Below are 18004 nucleotides of genomic sequence, written 5' to 3' on the forward strand. Positions count from 1 at the left end.
ACACGATCAGCGCCAGCACCGCGGTCAGGGTGACCGCCAGCAGCGGCAGTTCGGGGCGTCTCATGCAGCCCTCCGGATGCGGCGCAGGCGGTAGCGGGACAGCACCTCGGTCGCCAGCAGGAAGAACAGCAGCATGCCCTGGAACACCGAGATCGCGGCGGCGGGGATCTGCAGGGTGAACTGCGCCGTCTCGCCGCCGATGTAGGTCAGCGCCATCACCAGGCTGGCCAGCACGATGCCCAACGGGTCGAGACGGCCGAGGAAGGCGACGATGATCGCGGTGAAGCCGTAGCCGACCGGCAACGAGGGCACCAGCTGGCCGACCGGACCGGCCGCCTCGAACATGCCCGCCAGCCCGGCGAGCGCGCCCGACAGGCCCAGGCACGCCGCGATCATCACGTTCGTCGACACCCCGGCGAAGCGCGCGGCGCGCGGCGCGGCCCCCATCAGCCGCACCCGGTAGCCGAAGACGTGGCGGTGCAGCGCGACATAGGCGGCGACGGCGATGCCCAGCGCCACCAGCACCCCGACATGCGCGCGGGTGCCGCCGAGGATGATCGGCAGCGTGGCGCTGTCGTGGAACATGCGGCTTTCGGGAAAGTTGAAGCCGGCCGGGTCGCGCAGCGGCCCCGAGACCAGCGCCGAGAGCCACAGCTGGGCGACGTAGACCAGCATCAGCGAGACCAGGATCTCGTTCGCGCCGAAGCGGATCTTCAGAAGCGCCGGGATCATCGCCCAGAGGAAGCCGCCCAGCATCCCCGCCAGTGCCATCAGCGGCAGCAGCCACAGCCCGGGCACGTCCCAGAACGCCAGGCCGACCGCGCCGCCGGCGATCGCGCCGATGACGAACTGGCCCTCGGCGCCGATGTTCCACACCCCGGCGCGGAAGCCGAACGACAGCCCGACGGCGATCAGCGCCAGCGGCGCGGCCTTGACCAGCAGCTCAGAGCGCGAGAACGGGTCCAGCAGCGGATCGACGAAGATGATGCGGATCGCCTCGACCGGGTTCTTGCCCAGCGCGGCGAACAGCACGCCGCCGGCGATCATCGTCAGCGCGACCGCCAGCACCGGCACCGCGGCCTGAAGCGCCGCCGGGGGCGCGGTGCGCGGCTCAAGCATCAGCACGGGTGGCGTCCTTTCCGGGGTGGTCCCGCATGCTGCCGCCCATCATCAGCCCGATCTCGTCGATGGTCAGCGAGCCGGTGCGCTGCGGCGCGGACAGCCGCCCGGCCTCGAGCACCGAGAAGGTGTCGGAGATCTCCATCAGCTCGTCCAGGTCCTGGCTGATCACCAGCACCCCGGTACCCTCGGCGGCCAGGTCGCGCAGCGCGGTGCGGATCGTGGCGGCGGCGTGCGCGTCCACCCCCCAGGTCGGCTGGTTCACCACCAGCACCTTGGGGCGCTGCAGGATCTCGCGGCCGATCACGAACTTCTGCAGGTTGCCGCCCGACAGCGCCCGCGCCTTGGTCTCGGCCGAGGGCGTGCGCACGTCGAAGCGGCGGATGACGGCGCGGGCGAAGTTGGCGGTGGTGGCGGTCTTGATGAAGCCGCGATAGGCCAGCCGCTGGCGCCGGTTGCCGGTCAGAAAGCCGTTCTCGATCAGGCTCATGTCGCCCGCGGCGGCGTGGCCCAGCCGTTCTTCGGGGGCCGACAGCAGCCCGTACTGCCGGCGCTGGTTCGGGCCCATCGCGCCGATCTGCCGGGACTCGAGCACCAGCTTCTCGGCGTCGACGCGGGTCTCGCCCGACAGCACCCGCATCAGCTCTTCCTGGCCGTTGCCGGCGACGCCGGCGATGCCCAGAACCTCGCCGGCGCGCAGCTCCAGCGAGACGTTGTTCAGCGTGGTTCCGAACGGCGTCGCCGCGGGCAGGGTCAGCCCGCGCAGCCGCAGCAGCGGCAGGCCGGGGGTGAACAGCCGCGGCAGCGGCCGGGTCAGTTCCAGCCCGATCATCATCTCGGCCAGCTGGCGCGCGGTCTTCTCGGCCGGGCGGCACTCGGCCACCACCCGGCCCGAGCGCAGGATCGTCGCCCGGTCGCACAGTGCGCGGATCTCTTCCAGCTTGTGCGAGATGTAGAGGATCGCCACCCCCTCGGAGGCCAGCTGCCGCAGGGTGCGGAACAGGGTGTCCACCTCCTGCGGGGTCAGCACGCTGGTGGGCTCGTCCATGATCAGGATGCGCGGGCTCTGCAGCAGGCAGCGCACGATCTCGACGCGCTGGCGCTCGCCCACCGACAGATCGCCGACCAGGCGGCCGGGGTCGAGCGGCAGGCCGTAGGCGTTGGCGACGTCGCGGATGCGCTGCCACAGCTCGGCGCGGCCGGGCGGGTCGGACATGCCCAGGGCGATGTTCTCGGCCACGTTCAGCGCCTCGAACAGCGAGAAGTGCTGGAACACCATCGACACCCCGGCGGCGCGGGCGGCCTGCGGGCCGCGCGGCTCGTACAGGTTGCCGTCGACGTACATCTCGCCCTTGTCGGGGGTGACCAGGCCGTAGATCGCCTTGACCAGGGTGGACTTGCCGGCGCCGTTCTCGCCCAGCAGCGCGTGGATCTCGCCGGTGCCGACCTCGAAATGGATGTCGCTGTTGGCCAGAACGCCCGGATAGGACTTCGTCAGCCCGCGGATCGAGAGGAGTGCGCTCAACCGGAGTGCCCCTTCGCCTTCTTGTCCCTGTCGATACCGGTCCCGGTGCCGCTTCTGCCGGCGGACAGGTCCCTGAGTAGCGCATGAACCACGCCGACGGCAATGGCTTGCGGTTGTTTGCCCAAAGCGGGATCGCCGATCGGGCAGTCGAGCCGGGCGAGCCGTTCGGGCGGGTGGCCAAGGTCGCGCAGCCGGTTCAGGAACCGCGCCTTCTTGGTGGCCGAGCCGATCAGCCCGAGCTGCGCGAAGGGCCGCGACAGGATCGCGTGGCAGATTTCCAGGTCCAGCGCGTGGGAATAGGTCAGGACGTAGTGGCGCGCATCGGCGGGTGCGTGCGCGGCGGCGCGGGGCAGGTCGCCGGCGACCAGCATGTCGGCGTGGTCGGGGACCGTCGCGGGGAACCGCGCGCGGGCGTCGTCGACCCAGGTCACCCGCACCGGCAGGCCCGCGAGCGTCGCCACCAGCGCGCGGCCGACGTGGCCCGCGCCCCAGATCCAGACCGGGACCGGGCTGTCGGTGGTGGGTTCCACGAACCAGCCGTCCAGCAGCGCCGGGGCGACGGGCCGGCCGCCGCGCGCCGCGCGCAGGGCGCGGGTGACGGAAAGCGGCGGCTCGGCCCGGCCCGAGGCGGCGGGGCGGGCGAAGGCGCCGGTGTCGGGGATCGCGGCAAGCTCGGTTTCGGTGATACGTTCGATCAGCAGCGTGACCGAGCCGCCGCAGCACTGGCCGAGCGCCGGGCCGAGCGGCTGCGTCAGCAGGCTTCGGGCGAAGGGCGCCCGCTCGCTCAGCAGGCCTCGGGCGTGGGCGGTGGCGTCGTACTCCAGCGCGCCGCCGCCGATGGTGCCGTCCTGCCCGTCCTGCCAGACCAGCATCGCGGTGCCGGTCTCGCGCGGGGTGGAGCCGGCGTGCCCGACCACGACGATCCGGGCGACCGCACCGTGTGCGGCCACCGCCTGCGCCAGCGCGGGGCGGTCGAGGCTCATTCCGCGCCCCACGGCTCGCCGCGCATCCTGTCAACGGCGCGCAGGATGCGCTCGGGGGTGGCGGGGGCGTCGAGCGCCGGATAGACGCTGCCGTCGCCGCATTGCGACACCGCGTGGCTCAGCGCCATCAGCGCCGAGATGCCCAGCATCAGCGGCGGCTCGCCCACCGCCTTGGAGCGGTAGATCGTCCGTTCGCGGTTCTCGCCGTCCCAGAGCGCGACGTTGAACGCGCGCGGGCGGTCGGCGCAGGCGGGGATCTTGTAGGTCGACGGCGCGTGCGTGGCGAGGCGGCCGTCCGGCGTCCAGACCAGTTCCTCCATCGTCAGCCAGCCGGCGCCCTGCACATAGCCGCCCTCGATCTGGCCGATGTCGATCGCCGGGTTCAGCGAGGCGCCGCAGTCGTGCAGGATGTCGGTGCGCAGGATCCGGTTCTCGCCGGTCAGCGTGTCGATGGCGACCTCGGTCACGGCGGCGCCGTAGGCGAAGTAGTAGAACGGCCGGCCCTTGCCGGCGCGGCGGTCCCAGACGACCTTGGGCGTGGCGTAGAACCCGGTCGCCGACAGCGACACCCGGGCCATGTAGGCGGCCTGCACCAGATCCTTGAAACTCAGGACCTCGTCGCCGATCTCGACCCCCTCGGGGGTGAAGCGGACGCGGGCCGCTTCGGTCTGCCAGCGTTCGGCGGCGAACGCGACCAGGCGCTGGCGGATCGTCTCGCAGGCGGCCTTGCAGGCCATGCCGTTGAGGTCGGAGCCCGAGGACGCCGCCGTGGCCGAGGTGTTGGGCACCTTGCCGGTGTCCGTGGCGGTGATGCGCACCGCCTCGAGCGGCTGCTCGAACACCCTGGCGGCGACCTGCGCGACCTTGGTGTTCAGGCCCTGGCCCATCTCGGTGCCGCCGTGGTTCAGGTGGATCGAGCCGTCGGTGTAGACATGCACCAGCGCGCCGGCCTGGTTCAGGTGCGTCAGGGTGAACGAGATGCCGAACTTCACCGGGGTCAGCGCGATGCCGCGCTTGAGGACCGGGCTGCCGGCGTTCGCCGCCTCGATCGCCGCCCGGCGCGCGACGTAGTCCGAGGTCTCGGCCAGCCGGTCGGTCAGCGCGTTGATGATGCAGTCCTCGACCGGCATGTGGTAGGGCGTGGTCTGCAGGTCGGTCGCCGGCGTGTGCACCGCCGGCTCGGGCACCGCGCCGGTCATCCCGCGCGAGGCCTCGTCACCGGGCAGGTCGGTGGGGGTCGGTGTGTCCGCCTCGGGCGCCGGGGCGTCGGCATCGCTGTCGCGGTAGTAGTTGGCGCGGCGCACCTTAAGCGGGTCGCGGCCCAGCGCATGGGCGACGTGATCGACGATGCGCTCGATCCCGACCATGCCCTGCGGGCCGCCGAAGCCGCGGAAGGCGGTGGCGGACTGGGTGTTGGTGACCAGCCGGTGCGAGCGGATGCGCACATGCGGCAGGTGGTAGGCGTTGTCGGCGTGCAGCATCGCGCGGTCGGCCACCGGCAGCGACAGGTCCTGGCTCCAGCCGCAGCGGCAGTACTGCACCACGTCGAGCGCGGCGATCCGGCCGGCGTCGTCGTAGCCGACGTCATAGTCGATGCGGAAGTCGTGGCGCTTGCCGGTGATGACCATGTCGTCGTCGCGGTCGTAGCGCATCCGCGCCGGGCGCCCGGTGCGGATGGCGGCGATGGCGCAGGCCACCGCCAGCGCGTTGCCCTGGCTTTCCTTGCCGCCGAAACCGCCGCCCATGCGCCGGGTCTCGACCCGCACCAGCGCATAGGGCAGGCCCAGCGCGCCGGCGACCTTGTGCTGGATCTCGGACGGGTGCTGGGTCGAGCAGTGCACGGTGACGTCGCCGGCGTCGCCCGGCATCGCCAGCGCGGCCTGGCCCTCGAGATAGAAATGCTCCTGCCCTCCGATGTGGATGCTGCCCTGCAGGCGGCGGGGCGCCCGGGGCAGCGCGGCCTCGGCGTCGCCCTGGGCGAAGGTCAGCGGCGGCTCCAGTTCGGGCGCACCGCGCTCCAGCGCGTCCTCGATGGTCAGGATCGGCGGGTCCTCGGAGATCTCGGGCGTGCCCAGCCGGGCGGCGCGGCGGGCGGCGAGGTGGCTGTCGGCGATCACCAGGAACAGCGGCTGGCCGACGAAGTGCACCCGGTCGGTGGCCAGCAGCGGCTCGGGCGCGGGCGCGGGCGAGACGTCGTTGGCGAACGGCAGGTCGGCGGCGGTCAGCACGTCGATCACGCCCGGCGCCGCGCGGACCGCCGCAAGGTCGAGGCCGTTCAGTCTGCCGCGCGCCTCCGGGCTGAGGCCGAAGCACAGATGCACCGTGTCGGCGGGCAGCGGCACGTCGTCGGTATAGCGCGCCCGGCCGGTGACGTGCAGCGCGGCGCTGTCGTGCGGGCTGGGCTTGCCGGCGCTCATGCCGGGGCCCCCTCGATGCGCGACGGACGGGCAAGGCGGGTCTGCGTGCCCTGATCCTCGTGGAAGTTGCGCAGCAGCATGTTGCGCGCGGCGCGCAGCCGGTATTCGGCGCTGCCGCGCATGTCCGACAGCGGCGTGTAGTCCTGCGCGAAGGCGGGCAGCGCCGCCTCGACGGTGGCCAGCGTCCACGGCTTGCCGGCCAGCGCCTGCTCGACATGCGCGGCGCGCCTGGGGATGCCGGCCATGCCGCCGAAGGCGATCCGCGCCGCGGTCACGGTGCCGTCCTCGACCCGGATGTTGAAGCAGCCGCAGACCGCCGAGATGTCGCTGTCGAAACGTTTCGACAGCTTGTGGCAGCGCAGCCGGTCGGGCTGCGCGGGGATGTGCACGCTCTCGACGAACTCGCCCGGCTTGCGGTCCTGCCTGCCGTAGTCGAGGAAGAAATCCTCCAGCGGCAGGGTGCGCCGCGCGTCGCCCGTGCGCAGCGTCAGTTGCGCGCCCAGCGCGATCAGCGCCGGTGGGCTGTCGCCGATCGGCGAGCCGTTGGCGATGTTGCCGCCCAGGGTCGCCGCGGCGCGCACCTGCGCCCCGCCGAAGCGGCGGATCAGCTCGGCGAAGTCCGGGTGCCGCGCGGCCATCGCCCCGCGCAGCCGCGACAGCGTCACGCCGCCGCCCACGGTCAGCGCGCCGTCGGCGCCGGTCTCGAGCCGCTGGTGGTCGCGCAGCCGGTGCAGGAAGCCGACCGGGCGCGGCCGGCGCAGCCCCTTGGTGATCCACAGACCGACATCGGTCGCGCCCGCGACCAGAGTGGCATCCGGCCGCGCCGCGTACCAGTGCGCGAAGGCGTCCAGCGTCGCCGGCACGCAGTAGTCGCGGCAGCAGACGTCGGCGCCGTCGTCGAGCCGGGCCAGCGCCGCGGCCTCGTCGGCCAGCCAGCCGGGCTGCGGCCGGGCCGCCGCGTCCTGCGCGGCGCGGATGATCGGCGCGTAGCCGGTGCAGCGGCAGAGGTTGCCGGCGAGGATGTCGTCGAAGTCCTGCCGCCCGTCGCGATGCGCGGTGTAGAGCGACATCACGAACCCCGGCGTGCAGAACCCGCATTGCGAGCCGTGGTGGTCGATCATCGCCTGCTGCACCGGGTGCAGCTCGCCGCCGGGGCCGGAGATGCCCTCGACGGTGCGCACCGCGCGGCCGTGCAGCTGGGGCAGGAACAGGATGCAGGCGTTGAGCGCGCGGTGCACCGGCGCGCCGTCCTCGAGCGTGGTGACGCAGACGGTGCAGGCGCCGCAGTCGCCCTCGTTGCAGCCCTCCTTGGTGCCGGTCAGCCGGCGGCTCTGGCGCAGCCAGTCGAGCAGCGTGACATCGGGCGCGGGATCGTCCAGCGTCACCGTCTCGCCGTTCAGCAGAAAGCGGATCTGGCCCATCAGCGGGTCTCTCCTGTCGCGGCGGCCGGTCGGGTCCGGCCGCGGCCGATTTTTGTCCGTTTGGTCAAATGGATCGGAAAACGCGCGCCGGCGCAAGCGTCACCTGAGGGGAGCTGGCGGAGCGCGCTGGCGCGCGCAAGACCCCGAGCAGGGCCGGGGCCGGCCCCGCGGCGGGCGCCCGGGTCCGGGGTTGACCCCGGCGCGCCCGGCGCGGCTATATCTGCCAATGACCGAACCCCGATTCATCCATCTTCGCGTGCATTCCGCCTATTCGCTGCTGGAGGGGGCGATCCAGGTCAAGGCGCTGCCCGGCATGGCGAAGGCCGCCGGCATGCCCGCCGTCGCCGTGACCGACACCGGCAACCTGTTCGCGGCGCTGGAGTTTTCCGAGACCGCGGCGAAGTCGGGGGTGCAGCCGATCATCGGCTGTCAGCTGCCGCTGGCCGATGCCCCGCCGGCGCGCCCGGGCGAGAAGGGCGCGGCGGCGCGCGCGGTGGTGCTGCTGGCGCAGGACGAGGCGGGATACGCGAACCTGATGGCGCTGTCCTCGAAATACTACCTGGACAGCGGCGACGAGGAATTGCGGATCACCCTCGACGATCTGCAGGCGCATGCCGGCGGACTGATCTGCCTGACCGGCGGCGCCGAGGGGCCGCTGGGGCAGATGCTGCGCGAGGGCCATGCGGCCGCGGCGCGGACGCTGGCCGAGCGGCTGCAGCGGCTGTTCGGCGACCGGCTTTATGTCGAGGTGCAGCGGCATCCGTCAGGCGGGACGAAGCGGACCGCGGCCGAGGCCGCGACCGAGCCGGGGCTGGTGGACCTTGCCCATGCGCTGGACCTGCCGCTGGTGGCCACGAATGACGTGCACTTCACCGATCCGGGCATGTACGAGGCGCACAACGCGCTGCTGTGCATCGCCGACGGCGCCTATGTCGACCAGGCCGCGCCGCGCCGGATGCTGACCGACCAGCACTATTTCAAGACGCCGCAGGAGATGGCCGAGCTGTTCGCCGATCTGCCCGAGGCGATCGAGAACACCGTGGAGATCGCGCGCCGCTGCGCCTATCGCGCCCGGACCCGCGATCCGATCCTGCCCAGATTCGCCGACGACGAGGTCGAGGAGCTGCGCCGCCAGGCGAACGAGGGCCTGCAGGCGCGGCTGGCGGTGATCCCGCACGCGGCCCCGGTCGAGGAATACCGGAAGCGGCTGGATTTCGAGTTGGGCATCATCGAGGGGATGGGCTTTCCCGGCTACTTCCTGATCGTTGCCGATTTCATCAAGTGGGCCAAGGATCACGACATCCCGGTGGGGCCGGGGCGCGGCTCGGGCGCCGGCAGCCTGGTCGCCTATGCGCTGACGATCACCGATCTGGACCCGCTGCGCTACAGCCTGCTGTTCGAGCGGTTCCTGAACCCCGAGCGAGTCTCGATGCCGGATTTCGACATCGACTTCTGCATGGATCGCCGCGAGGAGGTGATCAGCTATGTGCAGGAAAAGTACGGCCGCGACAAGGTCGCCCAGATCATCACCTTCGGCGCGCTGCTGTCGAAGGCCGCCGTGCGCGACGTCGGCCGCGTGTTGCAGATGCCCTACGGCCAGGTCGACCGGCTGTCGAAGCTGATTCCGGTCGAGGGGGTGAAGCCGGTCAGCATCGAGAAGGCGCTGGCCGACGAGCCACGGCTGCGCGAGGAGGCGCGCGGCGAAGAGGTCGTCGCGCGGATGCTGGACTACGCGCAGAAGGTCGAGGGGCTGTATCGCAACGCCTCGACCCACGCCGCCGGCGTGGTGATCGGCGACCGGCCGCTGGTGCAGCTGGTGCCGCTTTACAAGGACCCGCGCTCGGACATGCCGGCGACCCAGTTCAACATGAAGTGGGTCGAGCAGGCGGGTCTGGTGAAGTTCGACTTCCTCGGCCTGAAGACGCTGACGGTGATCCAGGGGGCGATCGACCTGATCCACGGCCAGGGGCGCGACCTGCATATCGCCCCGGACGGCAGTACGCTCTACCAGCCGCCCGAGGGGGCAGAGAACCAGATCAACGCGATCCCGCTGGAGGACGAGGCGACCTACAGGCTCTACGCCTCGGCCAAGACCGTGGCGGTGTTCCAGGTGGAATCCACCGGCATGATGGATGCGCTGCGGCGCATGAAGCCGACCTGCATCGAGGACATCGTCGCGCTGGTGGCGCTGTACCGGCCCGGCCCGATGGAGAACATCCCGAAGTACTGCGAGGTCAAGAACGGCCTGTCCAAGCGCGACCGGCTGCATCCGCTGATCGATCACGTGCTGGACGAGACCCAGGGCATCATCGTCTACCAGGAACAGGTGATGCAGATCGCGCAGGAGATGGCGGGCTACAGCCTGGGCGGCGCCGACCTGCTGCGCCGCGCGATGGGCAAGAAGATCCAGGAGGCGATGGACGCCGAGCGGCCGAAGTTCCTGGACGGCGCGGCCAAGAACGGCGTCGACAAGAAGAAGGCGCAGGAGGTCTGGGACCTGCTGGACAAGTTCGCCAACTACGGCTTCAACAAGTCGCACGCCGCCGCCTATGCCGTCGTCAGCTACCAGACCGCCTGGCTGAAGGCGAACCACCCGGTCGAGTTCATGGCCGCGGTGATGAACTGCGACATCCACCTGACCGACAAGCTGAGCATCTACAAGCAGGAGGTCGACCGGCTGGGGATCGAGGTGATTCCGCCGTGCGTCAACCGCTCGCAGGCGCTGTTCAGCGTCAGCGCGGGGCGGGTGGTCTACGGCCTCGGCGCGCTGAAGAACGTCGGCACCGAGGCGATGCGGATGATCGTCCGCGCGCGCGAGGACGGCGGCCCGTTCAGCGACATCTTCGATTTTGCCCGCCGGGTGGACCTGAAGCGGGTCGGCAAGCGCCCGCTGGAGATGCTGGCCCGCGCCGGCGCGTTCGATGCGCTGGACAGCAACCGCCGCCGGATGTTCGAGAGCATCGACAGGCTGGTCGCCTATTCCGCAGCGGCGCACGAGGACAAGGCCTCGGCGCAGATCTCGATGTTCGGGGCGGCGGGCGAGGAACTGCCCGCGCCGAGGCTGCCGCAGCCCGAGGACTGGCTGGCCACCGAGCGGCTGCGGGCCGAGCACATGGCGGTGGGCTTCTACCTGTCGGGGCATCCGCTGGACGACTACATCGGCCCGCTCCGGCGGCAGCGGGTGATGACCCTGGCCGAGATCGAGCAGAAGGTGAAGGGCGGGCCGATCGCCGCCAGGATCGCCGGCGCCGTCGCCGTGAAGCAGGAGCGCAAGTCGGCGCGCGGCAACCGCTTCGCCTTCGTCACGCTGAGCGATCCGACGGGGATCTACGAGGTGACGATGTTCTCGGAACCGCTGGAGAAGTACCGCGACCTGCTGGAGCCCGGCGCGAACGTGGTGCTGGCGGTCGAGGCGACCTACGAATCGGAGCAGCTGAAGCTGCTGGCGCGCGGCGTGCAGACCGTGGACGAGGCGGTGCTGGGCGCGGCCCCCGCGGGGCTGAAGATCTTCGTCGACGATCCCGCGGCGCTTGGCTCGGTCGCGACCCGGCTGGAGGAGGCGGCGGGCGGGACGAAGCGCGCCGGCGGGCCGGTGAACCTGGTGCTGATGCACCCCGGGTTGCCGGGCGAGGTCGAGGTCGAACTGCCCCGGCGCTATCCGGTGACACCGCAGATCATGGGGGCGATCAAGCACGTTCCCGGCGTCGCCCATGTCGAGGAGTTCTAGCCGCTAGTAATGCGGCGGCTTCTCGTGGCCGATGACGACCCCGCCTTCGGCCTCGGCGAGGGCGGCGCGTTCGCGCAGCTGCTGCACCAGGCGTTCCAGCCGGTCGATGCGGTCGGCCTGGGCGCGGACGATCTCGGACAGGTCCTCGAGGGCGGCGGCCTGGTGGGTCAGCGTCTCTTCCAGGCCGGTCAGGCGATCAGTCTCGGGCATGGTCGGTCTCCTGGGTTCGCGGTCGTGCGGCGCGCGCCGCGCCGGCGGTCGGCGTCTGCGCTTCGCCAAGGCGTTTGCGGATTAACGGGCGGCTTCCGACCCGGTTCCGCATCGGGGTGCGCGGCGCGGGGGGGCGTTTCGGCGCTTGCCGCGACCCGGCGCCGGTTTCCGTCGTGCGGCAATGCGGATAGAGATGATCAAAATGGCCCCGGCAAGCGTTTGCACTGGCATGTCTGACCGGGGTTCCAGCCTGCGGCGCGGGAAGCTGGCAATTGCCGGGCCGGGGCCGGGCCGTGCGGTCCGACGAAGGAGGGTGCCGAGGCATGGGGTTGCAGGCATGAGCAGGAACGAGCGCGCGCTGCGCGACGCGCTGGGGCGCTATGCGACCGGGGTGACGGTGGTCACCACGCAGACCGCGCGCGGTCCGCTGGGCATCACCGCCAACAGCTTTGCCGCGGTGTCGCTGGACCCGCCGCTGGTGCTGTGGTCGCCGGCGCGGCGGTCGCGGCGGTTCCCGGCGTTCGAGGCGGCGTCGCATTTCGCGATTCACGTGCTGACCGAGGAGCAGCGCTGGCTGGCCGAGCGGTTCGCGCGCAGCGGCGGCGACTTCGCGGGAATCGAGACCACGCCCGGCCTGGGCGGTGCGCCGCTTATCGCCGGGTGCGCGGCGCGGCTGGAATGCCAGCACGCGGCGCAGCACGAGGGCGGAGACCACCTGATCCTGGTGGGCGAGGTGCGGCGCTTCGCGCAGGGCTCGGGCGCGCCGCTGATCTTTTTCGGCGGCGACTACCGGCGGCTGGGCGGACCGCTGTAGGCGGCTCAGCGGTAGAAGATGTTGCCGCCCAGCGCCACGGTGCGGCGGAGCGTGGCGAACCAGCCCGGCTTCATCCATTTCGCGTGGAAGAACAGCGCGCCGTCGGTGACGTCCTCTTGCGGGTTCGCCAGCGCGACTTCGGTTGCCCTGGTGGCGTTGGCCAGCTTCACCTGGTCGCCGAACACCTCGGGCTTGCCGTCGCAGCGGTACGAGAACTGGCAGCCGTCAGCGACCACACCGCAGACGCTGTTGGGAAAGCGCGGGTCTTCGGCCCGGTTCAGGATCACGTTCGCCACCGCACGCTGGCCGCTGAGCGAATTGGCCGCGGCTTCGTAGTAGACCGCCTCGCGCAGGCAGGTGAAGTCCGCGTCCGTGAAGCTGACGGCGGGGGTCTCCGTCTCGGTGCGGCTGATGGTGTCTTCCTGCGGGGCTGCGCAGGCGGCGACGACAAGGACGCCGAGGGTGATGAACCGGGGAAGGGATGCGAGCATTGCGCTGTCCGTCGTGATTGGTGTCCCGGCTAGGCTTTCCGTGACGGCGGCGCCGCGGACAACCCTGTTGTTCCCGTCCTCGCCATATCGGCGGGGATCCGCGCGCGGCCACGCGCGCTTGCCCCCTTCGGGGTGCTGCGCTAGGACACGCCCGCAGGCGGGAGAGATCCGAGATGGCGAAAGACAGGAAGGCTCGGCGCCCCAGGGCGCAGCAGCCGAAGGGATTCCGGGATTATTTCGGGGCCGAGGTCACTGCGCGCAGTGCCATGCTTGCGCGGATCACGCAGGTCTATGACGCCTACGGCTTCGACCCGCTCGAGACCAGCGCCGTCGAGACCGTCGAGGCGCTGGGCAAGTTCCTGCCCGACGTGGACCGCCCGAACGCGGGCGTGTTCGCCTGGCAGGACGAGGACGACAGCTGGATGGCGCTACGCTACGACCTGACCGCGCCGCTGGCGCGGGTCTACGCGCAGTACCGCAACGATCTGCCCAGCCCCTATCGCCGCTATGCGGTCGGCCCGGTCTGGCGCAACGAGAAGCCGGGGCCGGGGCGGTTCCGGCAGTTCTACCAGTGCGATGCGGACACCGTCGGCTCGGCCTCGGCCGGGGCGGACGCCGAGATCTGCGCCATGCTGGCCGACACGCTGGAGGCCGTCGGCATCGCGCGCGGCGATTACATCGTGCGGCTGAACAACCGCAAGGTCCTGAACGGGGTGATGGAGGTCGTCGGCCTGCTGGACCCGGCCGATCCCGAGGCGCACGCCGAGCGGCGCGGCATCGTGCTGCGCGCCATCGACAAGCTGGACCGGCTGGGGCTGGACGGCGTGCGCGCCCTGCTGGGCGAGGGCCGCAAGGACGAAAGCGGCGATTTCACCAGCGGCGCGGGCCTGTCGGCCGATGCCGCCGAGGTGGTGATCGGCTTCATGCAGGCCCGCGGTGCGGACGCGGGCGCGACCATCGCCAACCTGCGCGGACTGGTCACCGGATCGGCCGGCGGCAGCGAGGGCGTGGACGAGCTGGAGCGGATCGGCGATCTGGTCGCCGCGCAGGGCTACGGCACAGACCAGTTCCTGGTGGATCCGTCGGTCGTCCGCGGCCTGGGCTACTACACCGGCCCGGTCTACGAGGCCGAACTGACCTTCGAGATCACCGACGAGAAGGGGCGCCCGCGGCAGTTCGGCTCGGTCGCCGGCGGCGGGCGCTACGACGATCTGGTCAAGCGGTTCACCGGCCAGGCGGTTCCGGCGACGGGCGTCTCGATCGGTGTCGACCGGCTGCTGGCGGCGCTGGCCGCCAAGGGCCGGCAGGCGGCGCAGGCGGCGGGGCCGGTGGTGGTCACCGTGATGGACCGCGAGCGCATGGCCGACTACCAGCAGATGGTGCGCGAGCTGCGCGACGCCGGGCTGCGGGCCGAGGTCTACCTCGGCAATCCGAACAAGTTCGGCAAGCAGCTGGAGTACGCCGACACACGGCAGAGCCCGGTTGCGGTGATCGAGGGCGGCGACGAGAAGGCCCGCGGCGTGGTGCAGCTGAAGGATCTGGCGCTGGGCAAGCGGCTGGCGGCCGAGATGGAGACCCATGACGAGTGGAAATCCCAGCCCGCGCAGATCGAGGTGCCGCGCGACGCGCTGGTCGCGGAAGTGCGCAAGATGATCGCGCGCGCGGGCTGAGCCGATGATCGAGCGCGCATACCTGGACGACGCCCGCACCGGGCAGGGGCTGGCCCGGCTGGAGGCCGAGGTCGCCCGGCTGATGGCGCTGTTCGCCGAGGCCGGCGCGGCCAAGGTGGACCCCGCCGCGCTGCAGCCCGCCGAGGTGCTGCTGGACCTCTACGGCGAGGACATCCGCGCCCGCGCCTTCGTCACCTCGGACGGCGAACGCGAGATGATGCTGCGCCCGGATTTCACCGTGCCGGTGGTCGAGCGGCACATGGCGCACGGCGCCGAGCCGGCGCGCTACTGCTATGCCGGGCGGGTCTGGCGCCGGCAGGACAGCGGCGCCAGCCGGGCCTCGGAATATCTGCAGTGCGGGTTCGAACTGTTCGACGGCGCCGACCCGGCGGCCGCGGACGCCGAGGCGTTCGCGTTGTTCGCGCGCGCGCTTCAGGGGCGCGGGCTGCAGCCGGCGACCGGCGACATGGGCCTGCTGTTCGCCGCCATCGACGGTCTGGCGACGACCGACGACCGCCGCCACGCGCTGCGCCGCCATGTCTGGCGACCGGTGCGCTTCCACCGGCTGCTGGAGCGTTATGCCTCGGTCCGGCACCCGAAGGCGGATCTGGTCTCGGAGGTGGGCGACGACCCGCTGCCGGCGGTCAGGGCCGCCGGCCGGGCGGTGGGCAAGCGCAGCGCGCAGGAGGTCGCCCAGCGCATCAAGCGGCTGGTGCGCGACGCGGCCACGCCGCCGCTGGCCGACATCGAGGTGGACCTGATCGAGGCGCTGCTGGACCTGCGCGCGCCGGCGGCGCAGGCGCTGACCAAGCTGCGCGACCTGGCGCGCGAGTCGACGTCGCTGGCCCCCGCCGTGGACCGTTTCGCGGCGCGGCTGGAGGCGCTGGACACGCGCGGCGTCGACGTGCACGACCTGCCGTTCGAAGGCTCCTTCGGGCGGACCACGCTGGAATACTACGACGGCTTCGTGTTCGGCTTCTATGCGCCCGAGCGGCCGGACCTGCCGGTGATCGCCAGCGGCGGGCGCTACGACGCGCTGACCCGGGCGCTGGACGCGGCCGGCGGCGGCGTACCGGCGGTGGGCGGCATCATCCGCCCCGAGGCCCTGCTGGCGCTGGAGGCGGGCCGATGACGCTGAAGCTGGGGGTGCCGTCGAAGGGGCGGCTGCAGGACGACACCTTCGCCTGGTTCGCGGATCGCGGCGTGACGCTGAAGCGCACCGGCGCGGGCCGCGAGTATGCCGGGCGGGTGGACGGCGCCAGCGGTGTCGAGCTGGTGCTGCTGTCGGCGGGCGAGATCCCGCGCGAGATGGCGCAGGGCCGGATCCACATGGGCGTCACCGGCCAGGACCTGGTGGCCGAGAAGCTGCGCGCCGGCACCGTGGCCGAGGTGGCCGAGCTTGGCTTCGGCCACGCCGACCTGATCGTCGCGGTGCCGGCGTTCTGGATCGACGTCGACACGATGGACGACCTGGATGCCGCCGCCGCCGCGTTCCGCGCCGCGCACGGCCACCGGCTGCGGGTGGCGACCAAGTACCACGCGCTGACCCGGCGGTTCTTCCGGGAGCACGGCGTCGCCGACTACAGCCTGGTGGACAGCCAGGGCGCGACCGAGGGCACGGTGAAGCACCAGACCGCCGAGGCGATCACCGACATCACCTCGACCGGCGAAACCCTGCGCGCGAACCACTTGAAAGTGCTGGCCGACGGGATCATCCTGCGCTCGCAGGCGACGCTGTTCGCATCCCGCAGGGCCGAATGGGGGGAAGATGTGCGCGCCGCATACACCGCGTTGATGCAGAAACTGCTGCCGGACGACGGGGGGGGCGCGCCGTGGACGTGATCCGCACCGTTCCGGAACTGGCCGCGCGGGTCGCGGCCTGGCGCGAGGACGGCGAGCGCATCGGGCTGGTGCCCACCATGGGCGGGCTGCACGGCGGTCACACGCGGCTGATCCGCGCCGCGAAGGAGCGCGACGAGAAGGTCGTGCTGACGCTGTTCGTGAACCCGACCCAGTTCGGACCGGACGAGGATCTGGCCGGCTACCCGCGCAGCGAGGCCGAGGACCTGGAACTGGCCCGGATCGAGTTCGTCGACCTGGCCTTCGTGCCCGAGGCGGCCGAGATGTACCCGCCGGGGTTCTCGACCCGCGTGCAGGTCGACTACGACGAGGACGTGCTGTGCGCCGCGGACCGGCCCGGGCATTTCGACGGCGTGGCGCAGGCCGTCACCAAGCTGCTGAACCTGTCGCGCGCCGACAGCGCCTATTTCGGCGAGAAGGACTGGCAGCAGCTGCAAATCGTCCGCAAGCTGGTGCGGGATCTGAATATCGCCACGCGGATCGTCGGCGTGCCCACCGTGCGCGAGGGCGACGGGCTGGCGATGTCGACCCGCAACCGCACGCTCGGCGCCGAGCACCGGGCGATCGCGCCGCGCCTGTTCGCCGAGATCACCCGCGCCGCCAGCCGCATCGCCCAGGGCGAGCCGACCGAACTGGCCTGCGTCGAGGCCGCCGAGAACCTGATCATCGCCGGCTTCAGCGACGTCGAGTATCTGGAATGCCGCGACGCCGAGCGGCTGCGCATCGCGCCTTCGCCGGGGCACGGCGCGCGGGTGTTCGCGGCCGCCCGGTTGGGCGGCGCGCGGCTGATCGACAACGTGCCGGTGCCGGATCTGCTGGCGCGCTGACGCCCGGCGCGGCGCGCCGGCTCAGGCGGTCTGCGCCAGGTGGTTTTCGAAGAACAGGATCGTCCTGTCCCACGACAGTTCCGCCGCCGCGGCGTCGTAGCGCGGCGTGGTGTCGTTGTGGAAGCCGTGGTTCACGTCCGGGTAGAAATGCGCCGAGAACTCCTTGCCGTTGGTGCGCAGCGCCTCTTCATAGGCTGGCCAGCCGGCGTTGATGCGATCGTCCAGCCCGGCGTAGTGCAGCATCAGCGGCGCCTCGATCTTCGGCACGTCGGCGACGTCCGGCTGGCTGCCGTAATAGGGCACCGAGGCCGCCATGTCCGGGTAGGCCACCGCCAGCGCGTTGCACACCCCGCCGCCATAGCAGAAGCCGACCGCGCCGGCGCGGCCGTTCGACAGCTCGTGATTGTGGACCCATTCGAAGCCGGCGAAGAAGTCCTGCAGCAGCTTGGCGCGGTCCAGTTGGCTCTGCATCTCGCGCCCCTGCTCGTCGGTGCCGGGGTAGCCGCCCAGCGGGCTGAGCCCGTCGGGCCCCAGCGCCAGGAAACCGGCCTTGGCGACGCGGCGCACGACATCCTCGATGTAGGGGTTCAGGCCGCGGTTCTCGTGCACCACCAGCACCGTGCCGAACGGCCCGGCGCCGGTCGCAGGGCGGGCCAGCAGGCCCGAGATCTCGCCGTGACCCTCGGGCGAGTCATAGCTCACGCGTTCGGTCACGATCGCGGGGTCGTCGGGCGCGACCTGCTGCGCCAGCGCGTAGTCCGGCTTCAGCGCCTCGAACATGGCGGCGGCGGACATGCCGCCAACGGCGAATGTCGCGGCGCCGTCCAGGAATTCGCGCTTGGTGACGCGCCCGTGCACGTAGCCGTCGAACAGGTCGAGCACGCGCTGGTCGAAGTCCTTTGCGGTCAGTCGGTTCATGTCGAAAATCTCCCCCAATGAA

Annotated in this window: 14 protein-coding genes; 6 read left to right on the forward strand and 8 right to left on the reverse strand. The window is 71.6% G+C overall.

Annotation, left to right across the window (positions count from 1 at the left end; genetic code table 11):
- Positions 1 to 60 precede the first annotated feature (60 nt).
- The 5 genes from GE300_RS16345 to xdhA are packed head-to-tail and all read right to left on the reverse strand — an operon-like array spanning position 61 to position 7465.
- Positions 61 to 1125: an ABC transporter permease gene (locus GE300_RS16345; RefSeq protein WP_407647729.1), complete on the reverse strand. Its 1065-nt coding sequence runs from the start codon at positions 1123 to 1125 to the stop codon at positions 61 to 63.
- On the reverse strand, positions 1112 to 2644 hold the full coding sequence (locus GE300_RS16350; protein ID WP_154448006.1) for an ABC transporter ATP-binding protein: 1533 nt from the start codon (positions 2642 to 2644) through the stop codon (positions 1112 to 1114). The genes GE300_RS16345 and GE300_RS16350 overlap by 14 nt, the downstream gene beginning before the upstream one ends.
- Complete coding sequence (gene xdhC / locus GE300_RS16355) at positions 2641 to 3627, reverse strand: xanthine dehydrogenase accessory protein XdhC (protein ID WP_154448008.1); 987 nt, start codon at positions 3625 to 3627, stop codon at positions 2641 to 2643. The genes GE300_RS16350 and xdhC overlap by 4 nt, the downstream gene beginning before the upstream one ends.
- Positions 3624 to 6044 (reverse strand): xanthine dehydrogenase molybdopterin binding subunit, encoded by a 2421-nt coding sequence (gene xdhB / locus GE300_RS16360; protein ID WP_154448010.1) that lies wholly within the window; start codon positions 6042 to 6044, stop codon positions 3624 to 3626. Before xdhB ends, xdhC begins: the two co-directional genes overlap by 4 nt.
- Positions 6041 to 7465, reverse strand: a complete 1425-nt coding sequence (gene xdhA, locus GE300_RS16365) for a xanthine dehydrogenase small subunit (protein WP_154448012.1) — start codon at positions 7463 to 7465, stop codon at positions 6041 to 6043. Before xdhA ends, xdhB begins: the two co-directional genes overlap by 4 nt.
- Positions 7466 to 7691: 226 nt before the next feature.
- Between xdhA and dnaE the strand changes: the two genes are divergently transcribed.
- Positions 7692 to 11192 carry a DNA polymerase III subunit alpha gene (gene dnaE, locus GE300_RS16370; protein ID WP_154448014.1) on the forward strand — a complete coding sequence of 1167 codons (3501 nt, stop codon included), beginning with the start codon at positions 7692 to 7694 and terminating at the stop codon, positions 11190 to 11192.
- Between the two features lie 3 nt (positions 11193 to 11195).
- On the opposite strand, the gene GE300_RS16375 is transcribed toward dnaE, so the two are convergent.
- Positions 11196 to 11402: a SlyX family protein gene (locus GE300_RS16375; RefSeq protein ID WP_154448016.1), complete on the reverse strand. Its 207-nt coding sequence runs from the start codon at positions 11400 to 11402 to the stop codon at positions 11196 to 11198.
- 337 nt (positions 11403 to 11739) lie between these two features.
- Here GE300_RS16375 and GE300_RS16380 point away from each other — a divergent pair, with 337 nt between their 5' ends.
- On the forward strand, positions 11740 to 12216 hold the full coding sequence (locus tag GE300_RS16380; protein ID WP_154448018.1) for a flavin reductase family protein: 477 nt from the start codon (positions 11740 to 11742) through the stop codon (positions 12214 to 12216).
- Positions 12217 to 12221: 5 nt separating this feature from the next.
- Here the strand turns inward: GE300_RS16380 and GE300_RS16385 are convergent, their stop codons facing one another.
- The gene (locus GE300_RS16385) at positions 12222 to 12707 is read right to left on the reverse strand and encodes a cell wall hydrolase (protein WP_154448020.1); all 486 of its coding nucleotides are present in this window, start codon (positions 12705 to 12707) and stop codon (positions 12222 to 12224) included.
- 173 nt (positions 12708 to 12880) lie between these two features.
- Between GE300_RS16385 and hisS the strand changes: the two genes are divergently transcribed.
- Genes hisS through panC form a run of 4 tightly spaced genes read left to right on the forward strand, consistent with a single transcriptional unit; the run spans position 12881 to position 17064 of the window.
- The gene (gene hisS, locus GE300_RS16390; protein ID WP_154448022.1) at positions 12881 to 14377 is read left to right on the forward strand and encodes a histidine--tRNA ligase; all 1497 of its coding nucleotides are present in this window, start codon (positions 12881 to 12883) and stop codon (positions 14375 to 14377) included.
- A 4-nt stretch (positions 14378 to 14381) separates the two neighbouring features.
- Positions 14382 to 15509 carry an ATP phosphoribosyltransferase regulatory subunit gene (locus GE300_RS16395; RefSeq protein WP_154448024.1) on the forward strand — a complete coding sequence of 376 codons (1128 nt, stop codon included), beginning with the start codon at positions 14382 to 14384 and terminating at the stop codon, positions 15507 to 15509.
- Complete coding sequence (hisG, locus tag GE300_RS16400) at positions 15506 to 16219, forward strand: ATP phosphoribosyltransferase (RefSeq protein WP_154448027.1); 714 nt, start codon at positions 15506 to 15508, stop codon at positions 16217 to 16219. Before GE300_RS16395 ends, hisG begins: the two co-directional genes overlap by 4 nt.
- Complete coding sequence (panC, locus tag GE300_RS16405; protein WP_325063282.1) at positions 16210 to 17064, forward strand: pantoate--beta-alanine ligase; 855 nt, start codon at positions 16210 to 16212, stop codon at positions 17062 to 17064. The genes hisG and panC overlap by 10 nt, the downstream gene beginning before the upstream one ends.
- A 21-nt stretch (positions 17065 to 17085) precedes the next feature.
- Here panC and yghX read toward each other — a convergent pair whose 3' ends face one another.
- Complete coding sequence (gene yghX, locus GE300_RS16410) at positions 17086 to 17982, reverse strand: YghX family hydrolase (RefSeq protein ID WP_154448031.1); 897 nt, start codon at positions 17980 to 17982, stop codon at positions 17086 to 17088.
- Between the last annotated feature and the right edge of the window lie 22 nt (positions 17983 to 18004).

The sequence above is a fragment of the Halovulum marinum genome, assembly GCF_009697225.1.
In the GTDB taxonomy this organism is placed as follows: Bacteria; Pseudomonadota; Alphaproteobacteria; order Rhodobacterales; family Rhodobacteraceae; genus Halovulum; species Halovulum marinum.

Excerpts from the sequence above, each read along its gene's own strand:
- xdhC (WP_154448008.1), bottom strand. The coding sequence starts at position 3,627 with ATGAGCCTCGACCGCCCCGCGCTGGCGCAGGCGGTGGCCGCACACGGT.
- xdhB (WP_154448010.1), bottom strand. The coding sequence starts at position 6,044 with ATGAGCGCCGGCAAGCCCAGCCCGCACGACAGCGCCGCGCTGCACGTC.
- xdhA (WP_154448012.1), bottom strand. The coding sequence starts at position 7,465 with ATGGGCCAGATCCGCTTTCTGCTGAACGGCGAGACGGTGACGCTGGAC.
- dnaE (WP_154448014.1), top strand. The coding sequence starts at position 7,692 with ATGACCGAACCCCGATTCATCCATCTTCGCGTGCATTCCGCCTATTCG.
- GE300_RS16375 (WP_154448016.1), bottom strand. The coding sequence starts at position 11,402 with ATGCCCGAGACTGATCGCCTGACCGGCCTGGAAGAGACGCTGACCCAC.
- GE300_RS16380 (WP_154448018.1), top strand. The coding sequence starts at position 11,740 with ATGAGCAGGAACGAGCGCGCGCTGCGCGACGCGCTGGGGCGCTATGCG.
- GE300_RS16385 (WP_154448020.1), bottom strand. The coding sequence starts at position 12,707 with ATGCTCGCATCCCTTCCCCGGTTCATCACCCTCGGCGTCCTTGTCGTC.
- hisS (WP_154448022.1), top strand. The coding sequence starts at position 12,881 with ATGGCGAAAGACAGGAAGGCTCGGCGCCCCAGGGCGCAGCAGCCGAAG.
- GE300_RS16395 (WP_154448024.1), top strand. The coding sequence starts at position 14,382 with ATGATCGAGCGCGCATACCTGGACGACGCCCGCACCGGGCAGGGGCTG.
- hisG (WP_154448027.1), top strand. The coding sequence starts at position 15,506 with ATGACGCTGAAGCTGGGGGTGCCGTCGAAGGGGCGGCTGCAGGACGAC.
- yghX (WP_154448031.1), bottom strand. The coding sequence starts at position 17,982 with ATGAACCGACTGACCGCAAAGGACTTCGACCAGCGCGTGCTCGACCTG.